The organism is Micromonospora sp. NPDC085948, assembly GCF_040686315.1.
Lineage (GTDB): Bacteria > Actinomycetota > Actinomycetes > Mycobacteriales > Micromonosporaceae > Micromonospora.
The window spans coordinates 31,585-47,820 of record NZ_JBFBJW010000024.1; the positions used below are offsets into that span (position 1 = coordinate 31,585).

Annotated in this window: 13 protein-coding genes; 2 read left to right on the top strand and 11 right to left on the bottom strand. The window is 73.7% G+C overall.

Features of this window, described 5'->3' with window-relative positions:
* Position 1 precedes the first annotated feature (1 nt).
* The 4 genes from AB0O48_RS33990 to recN form a co-directional block, all read right to left on the bottom strand.
* Positions 2 to 868 carry a hypothetical protein gene (locus AB0O48_RS33990; RefSeq protein ID WP_357570688.1) on the bottom strand — a complete coding sequence of 289 codons (867 nt, stop codon included), beginning with the start codon at positions 866 to 868 and terminating at the stop codon, positions 2 to 4.
* 67 nt (positions 869 to 935) lie between these two features.
* Entirely contained in the window at positions 936 to 1,880 is a 945-nt protein-coding gene (locus AB0O48_RS33995; RefSeq protein WP_357255849.1) for a copper transporter, read from the bottom strand.
* A 27-nt stretch (positions 1,881 to 1,907) separates the two neighbouring features.
* Complete coding sequence (steA, locus tag AB0O48_RS34000) at positions 1,908 to 3,086, bottom strand: putative cytokinetic ring protein SteA (protein ID WP_357255851.1); 1,179 nt, start codon at positions 3,084 to 3,086, stop codon at positions 1,908 to 1,910.
* A 119-nt stretch (positions 3,087 to 3,205) separates the two neighbouring features.
* A complete protein-coding gene (recN, locus tag AB0O48_RS34005; RefSeq protein ID WP_357255852.1) occupies positions 3,206 to 4,963 on the bottom strand; it encodes a DNA repair protein RecN in 1,758 nt (585 codons plus the stop codon).
* A gap of 89 nt (positions 4,964 to 5,052) precedes the next feature.
* On the opposite strand from recN, the gene AB0O48_RS34010 reads away from it, so the two are divergent.
* The gene (locus AB0O48_RS34010) at positions 5,053 to 6,072 is read left to right on the top strand and encodes a helix-turn-helix domain-containing protein (protein WP_357255854.1); all 1,020 of its coding nucleotides are present in this window, start codon (positions 5,053 to 5,055) and stop codon (positions 6,070 to 6,072) included.
* A gap of 76 nt (positions 6,073 to 6,148) precedes the next feature.
* Here the strand turns inward: AB0O48_RS34010 and AB0O48_RS34015 are convergent, their stop codons facing one another.
* The 5 genes from AB0O48_RS34015 to AB0O48_RS34035 form a co-directional block, all read right to left on the bottom strand.
* A complete protein-coding gene (locus tag AB0O48_RS34015) occupies positions 6,149 to 9,871 on the bottom strand; it encodes a S8 family serine peptidase (protein ID WP_365070034.1) in 3,723 nt (1,240 codons plus the stop codon).
* Positions 9,872 to 10,062: 191 nt separating this feature from the next.
* Positions 10,063 to 10,947 carry an NAD kinase gene (locus AB0O48_RS34020; protein WP_357255858.1) on the bottom strand — a complete coding sequence of 295 codons (885 nt, stop codon included), beginning with the start codon at positions 10,945 to 10,947 and terminating at the stop codon, positions 10,063 to 10,065.
* Positions 10,948 to 11,050: 103 nt separating this feature from the next.
* Positions 11,051 to 11,908 (bottom strand): TlyA family RNA methyltransferase, encoded by an 858-nt coding sequence (locus AB0O48_RS34025; RefSeq protein WP_357570690.1) that lies wholly within the window; start codon positions 11,906 to 11,908, stop codon positions 11,051 to 11,053.
* 38 nt (positions 11,909 to 11,946) lie between these two features.
* Complete coding sequence (locus tag AB0O48_RS34030) at positions 11,947 to 12,282, bottom strand: hypothetical protein (RefSeq protein WP_357570691.1); 336 nt, start codon at positions 12,280 to 12,282, stop codon at positions 11,947 to 11,949.
* Positions 12,279 to 12,941 (bottom strand): hypothetical protein, encoded by a 663-nt coding sequence (locus tag AB0O48_RS34035; protein ID WP_365070039.1) that lies wholly within the window; start codon positions 12,939 to 12,941, stop codon positions 12,279 to 12,281. Before AB0O48_RS34035 ends, AB0O48_RS34030 begins: the two co-directional genes overlap by 4 nt.
* Positions 12,942 to 13,052: 111 nt before the next feature.
* Here AB0O48_RS34035 and AB0O48_RS34040 point away from each other — a divergent pair, with 111 nt between their 5' ends.
* On the top strand, positions 13,053 to 13,391 hold the full coding sequence (locus tag AB0O48_RS34040) for an SCP2 sterol-binding domain-containing protein (RefSeq protein ID WP_088947517.1): 339 nt from the start codon (positions 13,053 to 13,055) through the stop codon (positions 13,389 to 13,391).
* Between the two features lie 32 nt (positions 13,392 to 13,423).
* On the opposite strand, the gene AB0O48_RS34045 is transcribed toward AB0O48_RS34040, so the two are convergent.
* The gene (locus tag AB0O48_RS34045; protein ID WP_365070043.1) at positions 13,424 to 14,455 is read right to left on the bottom strand and encodes an HAD-IIA family hydrolase; all 1,032 of its coding nucleotides are present in this window, start codon (positions 14,453 to 14,455) and stop codon (positions 13,424 to 13,426) included.
* Positions 14,452 to 15,483, bottom strand: coding sequence for a hypothetical protein (locus tag AB0O48_RS34050; protein ID WP_365070050.1), 1,032 nt, complete (start codon positions 15,481 to 15,483; stop codon positions 14,452 to 14,454). Before AB0O48_RS34050 ends, AB0O48_RS34045 begins: the two co-directional genes overlap by 4 nt.
* Between the last annotated feature and the right edge of the window lie 753 nt (positions 15,484 to 16,236).

Genomic DNA, 16,236 nt, shown 5'->3' on the forward strand with positions numbered 1-16,236 from the left:
GTCAGTCGGCGCGCCGGCCCAGAGCGTCGAGCTCCCGCAGCCCCGGGGTCCGCTGGATCACCGCGGTGAAGCTGACCTTCTCGCTGGTGGCGGTGAGGCCGGCGAGCAGCGCGAGCAGACCGGCGCGGCCGAGCGGGCCGCTGCGGGCGGCGAGCGCGACCCCGAGCAGCGCCCCGAGCGCGTTCGCGCCGCTGTCGCCGAGCATCACGTCCTCGGCCAGGTCGTCGCGGAGCAGGCCGGCGGCGGCGCCGGCCACGCCGGCGGTGATCCCGCCGTGCGGGCCGCCGGTCAGCGGCGCGGCGAGCAGCAGCCCGGACTTGAGGGCGCGACCCGGCCGCAGGTCGAGCAGGTTGAGCAGGTTGGCCGTGCCGGCGATCACGCCGGCGCCGAGCAGCACGTCGACGCTGCGGCCGAACGCGCCGTGACGCTGCCGGCGGGGGTGCGCGGCGACGCGGGGGTCGGCGGCGAGCAGCGCGGCGGCACCCAGCCCGGCGGCACCCACGCCGACGACCTTGACCAGGCCCGCGGTGATCCGACCCGCGCGCAACGCGGCGAGGTGACCGGCGAAGCCCTTGGCCGCCTTCTGCTCCGGCCGCGCGCCGACCACGTCGTCGTAGAGGCCGACGCCACCGGCACCGAGGCCGGCGACCAGGGCGGCGGCACCGGAGGCGCCGCTGGTGGCACCGAACGCGCCGGCGGCGCTCGCCCCGGCGGCGAGCGCCGGGCCGGCGGCCAGGGTCAGCGTGCGGCCGCGGAAGTTGGTGCGTTCCAGCGCCGGTCCGGCCGGGGAGGTGCGCACCTCGCGCAGCGCGTACCGGGCCGCCGCGGCACCGGCGCCGGCGATCAGCAGCCGGCCCAGCGCGCTCACGCCGCCGCCCCGCGGGGCCGCAGGCTCGCAGAAGCGTCGGTTACGGACACGGGGGTACGTCGTTCGCTCACTGGGGCAGTGTAGGCACCAGGCCGGAGGCGGCGTTGTCGCCGACGCCGTACTGGCCGGCCTTCTTCTCGGTGAGCTGCTGCACCAGGGCGAGGGCGGTGACCAGTTGGCCCTGCACGGTGTTGGCGTTGTCGACGGTGGAGATGGTCTGGGAGAGCACCGGGTCACCGCGGACCACGGACACCAGGTTGCCGCCGGCGGAGCCGTTGCCGGCCACCACGATCGAACCGGTCCGGTCGAACTGCTCAGCGATCTTGACGACCGACTCGTCCCGCTTGTCGGAGTCCTTGTCGACGTACGGCTGCCCGCTGACCACGACGACCGCCTCGGCCGAGCCGGTGACCTTGTTGTTGTCGGTGGTCAGGTAGCCGGCGTTGTTGTACGCGGCGAGCACCGCCCGCCGGTCGGCGTCGCTGACCGGCGCGGTGCCCTGGGCCCGGTCCAGCAGGACACTGGCCAGCAGCGCGCTGGAGGTCTCCACACCGTGCCCGTTGCCCGGCAGGCCGGTGGTCTGCGCGGTCGGGCGGGCGGCGGTCACGGCCAACTCCAGCAGGTTGGAGTTGTTGTCCGGGTTGACGAGCTTGTCCTGCAGATCGACCCGGCCGGTGATGGTGGCCCCGGCGAGCTGAAGTTTCTTGAGCACACCATCGGTGTGGTCGCGCCCGTTGGGCAGGGTGAGCAGCAGCACGCGCCGCCCGGTCAGGGTGCTGGGGAGGACGACCTGGGACATCTTGTCGGCGAACTCCTCCTCCAACCCGAGCTGCTTCTCCATGTTGTTGACCTGCTGGCGCCAGTACTGGTTGTCCTTGCGCAGTCCGGTGACCTGCCCCTCGAGCGAATCGGCGACCGGACCGTTGAGGGCGGCCGTGCCGACCACCAGGCCGATCGCCAGAGCCAGGAACACCGCGGTGAGCGACACCACGTGGTAGCGGAAGTTGATCACGCTTGCAGCCTCTTGATCGGTCGGGAACTAGAAGAGCCGGTACAGCTGGAACACGAAATTGTCCCACCACTCGGCGACCACGCCCAGGTACGCCTTCCCGACGGTCGAGACAGCCACCGCGGACGCCATCGCCGCGATCGCCGACAACACCAGCAACAGCAAGGAGGACCCGGAGATGCTCTGCCGGTAGAGCCGGCTCACACCCTTGGCGTCGACCAGCTTGCCACCGACCTTCAGCCGGGTCAGGAAGGTCGAGGCCATCCCGCCGCGACCCTTGTCGAGGAACTCGACGAGCGTGGCGTGGGTGCCGACCGCGACCAACAGCGAGGCGCCCTTCTCGTCGGCCAGCAGCATGGCCAGATCCTCGCTGGTCGCCGCCGCCGGGAAGGTGATCGCCGGCACGCCGAGACCGTTGACCCGGGGCAGACCGGGCGCCCGCCCGTCCGGGTACGCGTGCACGATCACCTCGGCGCCGCAGCGCAGCACGTCGTCGGTGACCGAATCCATGTCCCCGATGATCATGTCCGGGGTGTACCCGGCCTCGACCAGCGCGTCGGCCCCGCCGTCGACGCCGATGAGCACCGGCTTGAACTCCCGGATGTACGGGCGCAGCACGTCCAGGTCGGCCTTGTAGTCGTAGCCGCGCACCACGATGAGGCAGTGCCGCCCCTGCATCTGCGTCTCGATGTCCGGCACACCCACACCGTCGAGCAGCAGATCGCGCTCCTGACGGAGGTAGTCCATCGTGTTGGCGGCGAACGCCTCCAACTGCACCGACAGGCCCTCCCGGGCATCGGCCATCGCCTTGGCGACCGACTCGGCGTCCTGCAGGCTGCCGTGGGCCACCGGCTCGTCGCCGGAGAAGACCGTGTTGCCCTCGATGCGGACCTGGTCGCCCTCGCGGATCTGCTCGAAGACGCCCTCCCCGAGGTCGTCGAGGAGCGGAATGCCGGCGGCGATCAGTACCTCCGGGCCGAGGTTCGGGTAACGGCCGGAGACCGACGGCTTGGCGTTGAGCACGCCGCCGACCCCGACCGCGACCAACGAGTCGGCCGCCACCCGATCCAGGTCGACGTGGTCGATGATCGCGATGTCACCAGGGCGCAGCCGACCGACCAGGCGTTTGGTCCGGCGGTCAAGGCGCGCGGTGCCGAGGACTCTGCCCGGTTCGGAGTTCCGATTCCGGCGCAACGTGGGTAGACGCATCGTGACCATCCTGGCATGTGAGGCAGGCTTTTCTGTCGCGACATGCCTGAGCAGGGCCGCCTACCCAGGGAAGCACACGACGGCACAAGCCGGTGTGCTTGCGCTCACAATACGCGGCGTCACAGCCGCCTTTCCTTGGCGGCCACGGCCAAGAGCTCCTCGGCGTGAGCGATACCCAGATCGGAATCGGGCAAACCCGCAAGCATCCGGGCCAACTCCCGGGCCCGCTCGGTGTCCTCCACGACCCGCACCCCGCTGGTCGTCACCGCGCCGCCGGTGTCCTTCGCCACCACGAGATGCCGGTCGGCGAACGCGGCCACCTGCGGCAGGTGTGTGACGACGAGCACCTGGTGGCTGCGGGCCAGCCGGGCCAGCCGCCGACCGATCTCCACCGCCGCCTGACCGCCGACGCCCGCGTCGACCTCGTCGAAGACCAACGTGGGCGGGCCACCCGAGCCGGCGAAGACCACCTCGATGGCGAGCATCACCCGGGACAGCTCACCGCCGGAGGCGCCCCGCTGCAACGGCAACGACGGCGCGCCCGGGTGGGCCAGCAACCGCAACTCCACCTCGTCGCCACCGTCCGGCGCGACACCCACCTCCACGCCGTTGACCGACAGCGTCGGCTCGGCGCGACCAGCCGGGCGGGGCAGCACCGCCACCTCGATCCGCGCGTGCGGCATGGCCAACCCGGCCAGCTCGACGGTGACCTGGTCGGCGAACCGGACCGCCGCCTCCTGCCGGGACGCCGACACCCGCCCGGCCAGGTCGGCCACCTCCACGGCGAGCCGCTGACCGTCGCGCTCCAGCTCGTCGAGCAGGTCGTCGGACGTGTCCAGGTCGGACAGTCGGGTGCGCGCCCGGTCGGCCCAGGCGATCACCCCGTCGACGTCGTCGGCGTACTTACGGGTCAGCGCCCGCAGCGCCGCCCGCCGCTCGTAGACGTGCTGCAACCGGGCCGGGTCCGCGTCGAGCGTCGCCAGGTACGCCGACAGCTCCGCCGACACGTCGGTGACGAGCGTGGCCGCCTCCTCCAGGCGGGCCGCCAGCTCACCCAACGCCGGGTCGGTGCCGGACTGCGCCTCCAACGTCCGTCGGGCGGTGCCGAGCAGCACCGTCGCGTCCGGTGCCTCGTCGGCGGCCTCCGCACCGCCCGCCACGCACTGCTGGGCGATCTGCGCGGCGGTCCGCAGCCCCTCGGCGTGCTCCAGCCGCTGCGCCTCGGTCTTCAGCTCGTCGTCCTCACCGGGCTGCGGATCGACCCGGGTGATCTCGTCGAGACCCAGCCGCAGCAGGTCGGCCTCCTGGTTGCGCTCGCGGGCGTTGCGCCGCCGGTCGGCCAGGTCGTCGACCACCCGCCGCCACCCGGTGTACGCCTCGCGCAGCGCGTCGAGCAGCTTCTCGTGCGCGGGGCCGGCGAAGCGGTCCAGTGCGGCGCGCTGCTCGGCGGGGCGCAGCAGCCGCAGCTGGTCGGACTGGCCGTGCACGGCCACGGCCTGCTCGCCGACCTCACCGAGCATCGACACCGGCATGCTCCGGCCGCCGACGTGGGCGCGCGAGCGCCCCTCCACCGTGACCGTGCGGCTCAGCAGCACCGAGCCGTCCTCGTCGGGCTCGCCACCGGCCTCGGTGATCCGCGCGTGCACGGCGTCGGCGACCCGACCGCTCAGGCGCAACCGCCCCTCGACCACCGCCCGGCCGGGTTGGGCGCGGACCCGCCCGGCGTCGGCCCGACCTCCGAAGAGCAGGCCGAGGCCGGTCACCACCATCGTCTTGCCCGCACCGGTCTCGCCGGTGATGACGTTCATGCCGCCGGTCAACGGCAGCGTGGTGTCCTCGATGACGCCCAGTCCGGTGATGCGCAGCTCTTCCAGCACAGCCACCGACAGTAGACGCGAGGCCCGACAGTTGACCAGCCGACGGGCCCGGGTGCGGCCGACACCCGGCCGCCGTACAGTTCTGCCCCGTGTTGGATGTGATCGGCCTGACCACGGCTGAGGAGGAGCTCTACCGCTGCCTGCTCCAGCTCACCACGGCCCGCATCGACGAGTTGGTGCGCCGGCTGAACCGACCCCGCGACGAGGTCGTCGCCCAGGTCGAGGCGCTGCGCGCCAAGGGCCTGGTGCAGCCCACCGACAACGACCCGGACGCGTCGCTGCGCCCGACCGCCCCGGACGTCGCCCTCGGCGGGACGCTCCTGCGCCGCCAGGAGGACCTGGAGGCGGCCCGCCGACGGGTCACCCAACTGGCCGAGGAGTACCGCTCCGGGCTGCGCCGGCAGCACGTCGACCACCTCGTCGAGGTGATCGCCGGCGCCCGGGTGCTCCGCGACCGTCTGCGCGATCTGCAGAATGCGGCACGCACCGAGGTCCTCTGGTTCTGCCGCGCCAACCCCCTGGCGATGGCCGGCCCGGAGAATGTCGAGGAGTTCGACGCGCTGGCCCGCGGGGTGAGCTACCGGGCCATCTACGAGCGTGACCTGCTGCTGGAACCGGGCGCGTTGACCGACCTGGCCAAGGGCGTCGCCGCCGGGGAGCAGGCCCGGGTCCTGGACCGGCTGCCGGTCCGACTGGCCATCGTGGATGCCCGCATCGCCATCTGCCCGTTGGTGCCCGACCGCGACGGCGGCGAGCCGAGCGCCGCCGTGATCGGCCGCAGTCAACTGCTGGACGCGCTGCTCGCCCTCTTCGAGAGCCACTGGCGGGTGGCCACCCGGTTGCGGCTCGACGATCCCCTGGCCGTCGCGGCCCCCGAGGCTCGACGGCCGGGGCCCGCGGACCAACCGGGCGACGGTTACCAGCCCGACGCCGACGAGGCGCGGCTGCTGTCGCTGTTCGTGGCGGGCGTACCGGACAAGTCCATCGCCTCCCAGCTCGGGGTGAGCCGGCGGACCGTGCAGCGGCGCGTCGCCGACCTGATGGCCGCCGCCGGGGTGGACACCCGGCCCGGGCTGGCGTTCCAGGTGGCCCGACGCGGCTGGCTCTGACGCGGCGGGGTCCGCCGTCGAGTGACGGCGGACCCCACCCGGGCGGGACGGCCCCCGCCGCCCCGCCCGGCGCGCGTCAGCGCAGCCCGTACGCCGAAAGCACCGTCTGCTCGACGGTGTTCCCGGCCCGGTCGGCGGCGCGCACCCGCAGCGACACCGTTCCACGCCCGGCCGGCACGGTCGCGGTGTACCGGGTGCCCGACCCCCTGGTCGGCGCGGTGCGCCAGGTGACGCCCCCGTCGAAGGAGACCTGCACGCGGACGCTGGCGCCGGTCGGCGCGGGCACCCCGGCGGGCTGGCGCAGGGTCAGCGCCAGCTGGTGCGGCCGGTCGCCGCGGACCGTGCCGAGCAGGTCGGCCGGCACCCGGTAGTCCACCTGCAACAGCGACAACGGCGTGGCGGCGTCGCCCGTCGGTCGCGCCGAGGTGAACTCCCAGGCCGTGTCGGTCCGGGTGGCGTAGCGCCACTCGTCCGAGGACCGCTTCGTGGTCACGTCCAGCCGGTAGCGGGCCTGACCCGCCGTGGTGGGCACCGGGACCCACCCACCGGACAGGTCGGCGATCTGCTGCCCGTCCCGGCTGACCCGGGCCTCGACGGTGTCCGACTCCTCACTGCCGCCGGCCACGCTGTAGTGCCCGTCGGCGTCGACGAACTCGGGCACCCGCAGAGCCAGGGTGTCACCGGTCCGCGTGGGAACCGGCACCCCGCTGGCCGGCACGGCCGGGCGGACCACCGGGGCGTGCCAGGCTTCGGTCTCCCGATCGTCCGCGCCGTAGCGCCGGGGCTCCTGGTTCAGGCCGCCGGCCAACTGCCCCCACTGCAGGTACATGAGCTTGTGCTGCACCCGGTGCTGCCACCAGTTGTCCCCGGCGCTGACGAACTCCTGCCGGGTGGTGCCGTTGCGGACCATCCGCTGGTCGTCGTTCCAGGAGTACTCCTGCCACGGACGCCAACCGAAGCGCTGCTCACTGGCCCAACCCGCACCCGTGTCGCCGTAGCTCGCGCTCACCTCGGCGGTGTTCTTCGCGGTCACGGTGTGCACGATCCGCTCCGGCACCCGACCCTTCGACACCTGCCACACGTCGTACAGGTACGGGCTGTCCACGGTCAGCGTCAGGTCCAACGTCGCCCGGCCCTTCCCGGCCGCCGCGATGAGCCGCTGCCCGTCGTCGTAGGCGACCGCCATCGACGGGATCGGCAGGCGGTCCCCGAGGGGGCGCCACACCGTCCACGCGGAGAAGTCCGGCGACCGAACGACGAGCACCGCCGCCGCACCGGCGGCCGCCGCGGCGGCGATCTGCTCGTCCTCGGAGCGGTTCGGGTCGGTGGCGAGCAGCGCGGCGGCGCCCCGCACCCGGGTCAGCTCAGCGGGAGTCCCCGTACCGGCCCAGACCAGCGCCAGCTTCCGCCGGCCGGCCGGCGCCGGTGACGAACCCATCAGGTTGATGTCCAGCGGACCGGACACGCCGCTGATCTTCGCATCCACCATCGGGGCGACGAGCTGCCAGCGCGAGGCGAACTCGAACTCACCCCGGCGCACCTGGCGCGTCGGCGTGACGTTGACCTGCTGAACGGTGCTGTACGACATCACCCCGTGGTCGACCTGCCGGCCGTTGCCCATCGCCCGGTGCACGTAGTAGCTGAGCGTCGCCTGCTGCTCGCTGGGCTTCGGCGTCTCGATCCGCACCGGCGTGCCCTTGCGGGCGTCGAGCACGACGGTCAGGTCCCGGTCGACGGTCAGCTCCGGCTCGACGACCTCGGTCAGTTGCTCGTCCAACGGGGCGCCGTGCTCGACCATCGCGGTCAGCAGGTACGCGCCCTCCTCGACCTGCAGGGTGCCCTCGCCCGGCCACCAGCCCCAGTAGTCCGACTCGGGCTGCTCACCGAAGAGAGTCAACCCCGGCGACACGGTCAGCCGACCCTGCCGGTCCAACACCTTCACGGTCACCTGGTGCATCGGACCACTGACGGTCAGCCCGACCGGGGTCCGCACGGCGACGCCGTCCGTACCGGTGGCCACCAGCCAGCCACCGTGCGGGCCGCGGGCCAGCTTCGCCGGGTCGGCACGCAGCGGCACGGCCACGCTGCCGCCCGCAGGCACGGTCACCTCGCCGGAGCTCACGGCGACGCCGTCGGTCTCGGCCGCACCACTGTCCAGGTTGCGCAGGTCCACGGCCAGCCGCAGGGTCCGCGCAACCGTCGTGCCGTTGGTGTACGTCACGGTCCGCTCGACCGCCGCACCGCCGGTGGAGATCCGGCCGAAGTCCGCGGTGGCCGAGGCGACCACCTGCTGCGTGAGCGCCCGGGCCACGTCGACGCGACCGCCACCCTGCTCGAAGACGGTCAGCGCCGGGTTGGCCTTCGTGGTGCTCACCAGCGCGTCCTTGAGCCTGCCGGCGTTCCAGTCCGGGTGCTCCTGGGCGAGAATCGCGGCCGCCCCGGACACGTGCGGGGTGGCCATCGAGGTGCCGTTCGCGGTCGTGTAGGCGTCGCCCACCGGCGTACCCATGGTGGTGCCGGCAGCCCGCGCGGCGATGATCCCGACGCCCGGGGCGGTGATGTCCGGCTTCAGGCCGTTGTCGGCGAGCCGCGGGCCGCGACTGGAGAACTCGGCCAGGTTGTCGTCGCGGTCCACCGCGCCGACGGTGAGCGCCGCAGCGGCCGCGCCCGGCGAGCCGACGGTACGCGCCGCACCCGCGTTGCCCGCGGCGACCACGAACAGCGCGCCGGTCTCGGCGGTCAGGTCGTTGACGGCCTGGCTCATCGGGTCGGTGCCGTCGGTCGGGTCGCCGCCGAGGCTCATGCTGACGACCTTCGCGCCGGAGTGGGCGGCCCACTCCATGCCGGCGATGATGGACGAGTCGTAGCCGGAGCCACCGTCGTCGAGCACCTTGCCGATCAGCAGCTTCGCGCCGGGGGCCACGCCCTTGCGCAGCCCGGCGGACGCCGCGCCGCTGCCGGCGATGGTGGACGCCACATGGGTGCCGTGGCCGTGCCCGTCGCGGGGGCTGCCGCTGTTGGAGAAGTCCCGCGCCTCGGCGATCCGATCGGCCAGGTCGGGGTGGGTGGCGTCGACACCGGTGTCGAGCACCGCCACCTTCACGCCGGCACCGTCGCGGCCCGCTGCCCAGGCCGCCGGGGCGCCGATCTGCGGCACGCTGTGCTCCAGCGTCGGGCGGACCTTCCCGTCCAGCCAGATCCGCGCGATGCCGGCGCCGAGCGCGGCCGGCGTCCCGCCGGCGACACGCTGCCCGGGCGTACCGGCGAGCGTGGTCCACAGGCCACCGAGGTCGCCCTTGCCCACCCGCAACGCCGCGCCGTTGATGCTCTCCAACGGCCGGGCGTCGGTGGCACCGGCGAGCGGCCTGACCCTCCCCTTGGCCTGCTCCTGGTAGCGCACGATCAGCGGCAACGCGCCCTGCTCGGCGTCGCCGTAACCGTCGGCCGCCAACTCCTGCACCTCGAAGAGGTTCGCGTCGAGAACCCCGCTGGAGACGTAGGGCAGGACGTCGCTGGGCAGGACCCGCAGCCGGCCGTTGACCTCCAGAGTCTGGAAGATGACCCGCTCACGCCCGGGTCCCGGGCGGACGGTGGCGGCGACCCGGCCCGGCGCCGCCGGCGCGAGCTCGACCTGGTCGCCGGTGATCAGGGTGACGCGGACGGGTGCCGCGAGCGGGGTGGGCGTGCCCGAGTTCGGGCCGGTGGGCCGGACGGGCGGGTCGGCGGACGCCGGTGCGGCGAGGCCGACCACCAACGCGCCGACCGCGCCGACGGCGAGCCAGCGGGGGGACCAGTGCATGCGATGTGCTCCTCTACTCCTCCAGGCCCACCATCCGTGGATGAGGGCCGATCGGAGTCTGCGACGGAGCCTGTCACCAGGTCACTAGTCACCAGCCGCCGCAGCGGCGACATGTCGTCAGGTGGACAACCGCCGTCCACCCACGGTGCACGCCGCGATCACCGGCGGCTGCCGCGCCAGCCGCGCAGCGATCACCGGCGGCTGCCGCGCCACCCGTGCACGGGAAGGCCGAACTTGGCGACCAACCGGTCGGTGAACGGACGGGCCCGCAACCGCACGATGCGCACCGGCAGGGCGCCCCGACGCACCGTCACCCGGGCACCCGGTGGCAGGTCGTAGACGCGCCGCCCGTCGCAGGACAACACGGCGAGGGTGGTGAACGGGTCGACGGTGATCACAAAGGTGGACGTCGGGGCGGTGACCAACGGGCGGCTGAACAACGCGTGCGCGCTGATCGGCACCAGCAGCAACGCCTCCACCTCCGGCCAGACCACCGGCCCGCCACCGGAGAACGCGTACGCGGTGGAGCCGGTGGGGGTGGCGCAGACGACACCGTCGCAGCCGTAGCGCGACAGGGGCCGCCCGTCCACGTCGACGAGCAGTTCGAGCATCTGCGCCCGCTCGCCCTTCTCGATGCTGATCTCGTTGAGCCCCCAGGACTCGATGGTCGGCCCACCGTCGAACTCGGCGGTCACGTCCAGCGTGAGCCGCTCGTGAACCGTGTAGTTGCGATCGACGACGTCGCGCACCGCGCTGTCCAGGTCGTCGATCTCCGCCTCGGCGAGGAAACCCACCTTGCCGAGGTTGATGCCGAGCAGCGGCGCCTTCGCCGGCCGGGCCAGCTCGGCCGCGCGCAGGAAGGTGCCGTCCCCACCGAGCGCGAAGACGATCTCGGCGCCCTCGGCGGCCTGTGGACCGGCGACCGGCACCACACCGGGCAGGTCGAGGTCGTCGGCTTCGTCCGCGACCACCCGTACCTCGAAACCCGCGGAGATCAGGTCGGCGGCGACCGACCGGGCGTGCTCGGTGCTGCGCCGTCGGCCGGTGTGGGTCACCAGCAGCGCGGTCCGGCTCATCGGGCCACCCGCCCGACCCGGCCCGAACCGTGCCACGCCACCGTCGCTCCGACCCGGCCGCGTGTCCTCCCGCGGACCGTCGCGGCGCCCTCGCTGCGCGCGTTCACCCTGCGACCTCCTCCGCCGCCACGTCCGGCACATCGCCGACCGTCGGGCCCTCCGGCCCGGCCGCCACCACCGCCCGTACCCGCTCCGGGTCGGCCGGTGGCGCGCCCCGGCGCAACCATACGAAGAACTCCACGTTGCCGCTCGGCCCGGGCAGCGGACTGGCCGCCACGTCGGCCAGGCCGAGACCGAGCCGCGCGGCCGCCGCCGCCACGTCCAGCACCGCTTCGGCGCGCAGCTGCGGATCGCGCACCACACCACCGGCGCCGACCCGGTCCTTGCCCACCTCGAACTGCGGCTTCACCATCAACGCCAGGTCACCGTCGTCCCGGGTGCAGCCGGCCAACGCCGGCAGCACCAGCCGCAGTGAGATGAACGACAGGTCGGCCACCGTGAGCTCGACCGGCCCGCCGATCACGTCCGGCTCGAGGGTACGGACATTGGTGCGCTCCAGCACCCGGACCCGCTCATCCGTACGCAGTGACCAGGCGAGCTGCCCGTAGCCGACGTCCACCGCCACCACCTCGGCGGCGTCGGCGCGCAGCAGCACGTCGGTGAAGCCACCCGTCGACGCGCCGGCGTCCAGGCAGCGCCGGCCGGCGACGCGCAGCCCACCGGCCCCGAACGCGGCCAGCGCGCCCGCGAGCTTGTGCCCGCCCCGGGAGACGTACTCCTCGGTCGGGTCCTCGCCGGTCACCAGCAGCGGATCGGCGGGGTCGACCATCGCGGCGGCCTTGCGCGCGACGACCCCGCGCAGTTGGACGCGGCCGGCCTCGACCAACGCGGCGGCCTGCTCCCGGGAGCGGGCCAGACCACGGCGGACGAGTTCGGCGTCCAGCCGGTTGCGACGTGCCATGGGTGGTTCTCCGGTCTGCTCAGGCCTGGTCGTCCCACTCAGGTCTGGTCGATGGTGGCGAGGGTCTCGCGCAACGTCTCGTAGGCCGCCTCGTACTGGGCGATCTGGTCGGCCGGGGCCAACGTCGCCGCGTTGGCCATGGCCCGCACCGCGGCGTCCACCGCCGGATGCCGCGCCTCGTCGTCTCCGACGTCGGGCAGCGGGCCGGGCCGGACGCCCACCGGCGGGCCGGGCCGGACTGCGCCACCGGCTGGTGGGCCGGGCCGGGCCGCACCGCCGGCCGGTGGGCCGGGGCGGTCTGGGAACGCCGCGTTCGGTGGAGGGCCGGGGCGGGCCGGGAACGACCCGCCGGCCGGTGCGCCTGGCTGGCTCATTCGGCGTCGTCCGGAGGCTGTTTGCGGACGGCCTTCTTGGCCGGCATGACCGCGGGAGTGGGAGCCTCGTCGGCGTCGCCGAGCGGCGCTGGCGGCTTCTTGGCGATGGCCTTCTTCGCGAGGGCCTTCTTCGCCACGGCCTTCTTCGCGACGGCCTTCTTGGCCACCGGGGCACCGGCCGAGGCGTCGGAGGGCACGAGACCGCTGACGGGCCGCGCGGCCAGCGCGGGGTCGGGTTGCGCCGTGCTGCCGCCGGTGGCCGGATCGGCGGTGCTCGGCGCGGCGGTGGTCGGCTCAGCGGTGGTCGGAGTGGCAGCGGCGGTCGGCGCGGCGAGCGGTGCGGTGGTCGGCTCGGCGGCGCGCGCCTCGCGGAGCTGCCGTTCCAGGTCGTGCACCCGTCGGGTCAGCTCGGCCACCTCGTCGGCGGTAGCCAGCCCGACCGCGCCGAGTGCCCGGTCGACCTCGAATCGGACCAGCTTGGTCAGCGCCTCCCGGTTGGCGGCGCCGGTGGTGACCAGCTCCTCGCCGAGGGCCTGGAGCTGGGCGGCGGTCGCGCCGCCGGAGCCGACGAGACGACGGGCCACGTCCTGGGCCTTCTTCCGGGGCGCCTCCGCGAGGCCCATGGCCAGCTCGAGGTAGGCGCGCCACGCGTCCTGCATGCCTGAGTCCTTCCACGGGGCGGGGTGTGCAGGTGTCACGCTACCGGGCACCCCGGACCAACCCGTGCGGTACGGTGCCGAGGACGGCGTGGCGATCAACGAGGGGGAGATGTGGCCAGCGTGGACGAGTGCCGGCAGGCTTTGCAGGAGCTGGCCGCCCGGCTGGATCGCAACGCCGAGACGGTGCGCGAACGGATCGACCTGGACCGGACACTGGCCTGCCGGATCACCGATCTGGACACCGCGTTCCACGGCCGGATCACCGGCGGTCGACTTGTCGAGTTGACCGACGGCGACGATCCCAAGGCCAAGATCGCGCTGAGCACGTCCAGCGATGACCTGCTCGCCCTGGTCCGCGGCGACCTGGACGTCACCAGCGCGGTGACCTCCCGCCGGGTGTCGATCAAGGCCAACCCGTTCGATCTGCTGAAGCTGCGCAAACTGCTCTGACGAGCCCCGTCAGGCTGCTCTGACAAGCCCCGTCAGGCGGCGGCGGTCACACCGAAGCTCTCCACCGCGTGCGTCGCGTCCGGGCCGATCGGGCGGATCTTCGGCAGCGCCGGCTCCGACGCCGACCAGACCACCGCGCAGAGCGCCGCCACCGCGTCCAGCGGCCGACCTGAGCCGGCCAGCTCCAGGGTGCCGTCGCGGTCGGTCACGGACCAGCCAGCGGCGTCCGCCGCGCCCGGGACCCGCACGGCAGCCGCCGGGTCGAAGAGCCCCGCCAGGTCATTCGCCACGTACGTGGGACGGCGTTGCGGAGGGGCGGCCAGCAGATCCGGTACGCCGTGGACGCCGGTGAGCACGAGCAGGCTGTCCAGCCCGGCACGGCGGGCACCCTCGATGTCGGTGTCCAACCGGTCACCCACCACGAGGCTTCGGCCACCTCCCGCGCGCCGAGCGGCGGTCTCGAACAGCGCCGACTCCGGCTTGCCGACCACCACGTCCGGGTCCCGTTCCAGCGCCGTCCGCAGCACCGCCACCAGCGACCCGTTGCCGGGCAGCGGACCTCGCCCACTGGGCAGCGTCCGGTCGGTGTTGGTGGCGATCCAGAGCGCTCCGGAGCGCACCGCGATCGACGCCTCGGCCAGTTCGACCCAGCCGACCTGCGGCCCGTACCCCTGCACCACCGCGGCCGGATTCTCGTCGGCCTTGCTGACCGGGGTCAGGCCCACGGCGCGCAGCTCCGCACGCAGCGCTTCCGCCCCGACCACCAGCACCGGCGCGCCGGCGGGCAGCCGATCCCGCAGCAACTCGGCCGACGCCGCCGCGGAGGTGAGCACCTCCTCCGGCCGGGCCGGCACACCCATCCCCGTCAGCAGGTCGGCGACCTCGCTGGACCGGCGGGACGCGTTGTTGGTGGCGTACGCCACCGCCCGTCCCTCGTCGTGCAGCCGGGCCACCGCCTCGACGGCGCCGGGGATCGGCCGGTCGATCAGGTAGATCACCCCGTCCAGGTCGAAAACGACAAGGGTGTACCCGTCGACCAGCCGCTCCCCCGCGCCCCCGTTCACCGCTGCGTCGGCTCCGACTCGTCGCCCCGGGTGGGGGCGGTCTCGTCGGCGTTCACCGTGTCGCCGGACGTCACACTGCCGTCGGCGGCGGTGTCCACCTCGGCGTTGCCGGCGTCGTCCGGGTGACGGTCCTCGTCCTCGTCGACGGAGTCCTCGTCGTCGCCAGGACGGCCGACCGCACCGTCCCGCTCGTCGTCGTCGAAGTCCTCGTCGTCGTCTTCGTCTTCGTCGTCTTCGTCTTCGTCGTCTTCGTCTTCGTCGTCTTCGTCGTCCTCGTCGTCGTCGAAGTCCTCTTCGTCGTCGTCGCGGTCGTCGTCGTCGCGGTCGCGGTCGTCGTCGTCGCGGTCGTCGTCGTTCGCGCCGGTCAGGTCGGCGTCCGGTTCCGCCGGAACCGCTCCCGGAGCGCCCGGGCCCGCGGCGATCTCCTCGGCGGCCTCGTCCTCGTCGTCGCCCTCGATGACCACGCCGTCGAGTTCCAGCAGCCGCTCGGCGGCGTCCGTCTCACCCTCGGTGTCCACGTCAGCAGCACGGGAGAACCACTCGCGGGCTTCCTCACGCCGACCCACCGCGAGCAGCGCGTCGGCGTACGCGTAGCGCAGCCGAGCCGTCCACGGCACCGTCGCCTCGCTGGTGAGGTCCGGGACCTGGAGCATCGCGACCGCGGCGTCCTTCTGCCCGAGGTCACCGCGGGCACCCGCGGCCACGATGAGCAGTTCGATCGCGACGGCCTGGTCCAGCTTCTCCCGGTCGGCACCACGGAACAGGTCGATGGCCCGTTCCGGCCGGCCGAGCGCCCGCTCACAGTCCGCGAGCACGGCCAGGTGGCTCTGCAGACCACTCATCCGGTGGTACGTGCGCAGCTCGGCGATCGCCGACTGCCACTCCCCCGCGTGGTACGCGGCCAGACCGACCGCCTCACGAACCGCGGAGATGCGCGACGCGAGCCGCCGGGCGGCCAGCGCGTGCGCCAACGCCTCGGCCGGGTCCTCGTCGATGAGCTGACCCGTCGCCACCAGGTGCCGCGCCACGGTCTCGGCGACCGGCTTGTTCAGCGAGAGCAGCTCAGCGCGAACGTCCTTGTCGAGGTCGGTCGCGACGATGTCGTCCGGCAGGGCCGGGGCCGAGCTACGCCCACCGTCGTACGAGTCGGAGCCGCCAGCACGGTCGTCACGGCGGAACTCGCCCTCACGACGCGGCCGATCGTCGGCCCGGGGAGCACCCGCCCGGTCGCCGCCCCGGTAGCCACCCTCACGGTCGCCACCCCGGTAACCACCGCCGTCACGCGGCCCACTCGGCCGAGAGCTGTCCCGGTCACCACCTCGGAAACCGCCCTCGCGGGGAGCACCGCGGTAACCGCCTTCGCGAGACGCGCCGCCTTCCCGACGGTCACCGCCGCGGAAGCCGCCCTCGCGGTCACCACCGCGGAAACCGCCCTCACGCGGAGCGCTGGAGCGCGAACCATCGCGGAAGCCGCCCTCACGACGGTCACCGCCCCGGAAGCCACCCTCACGGTCGCCACCCCGGAAGCCACCCTCACGCGGAGCGCTGGAACGCGACCCATCGCGGTCGCCGCCACGGAAGCCGCCCTCACGACGGTCACCGCCACGGAAGCCACCCTCGCGGTCGCCGCCGCGGAAGCCGCCCTCACGAGGCGCGCCGCCGTCACGCGGTCCACTCGGCCGGGAACCATCGCGGTCGCCGCCACGGAAGCCGCCCTCACGACGGTCACCGCCACGGAAGCCACCCTCGCGGTCGCCGCCGCGGAAGCCGCCCTCACGAGG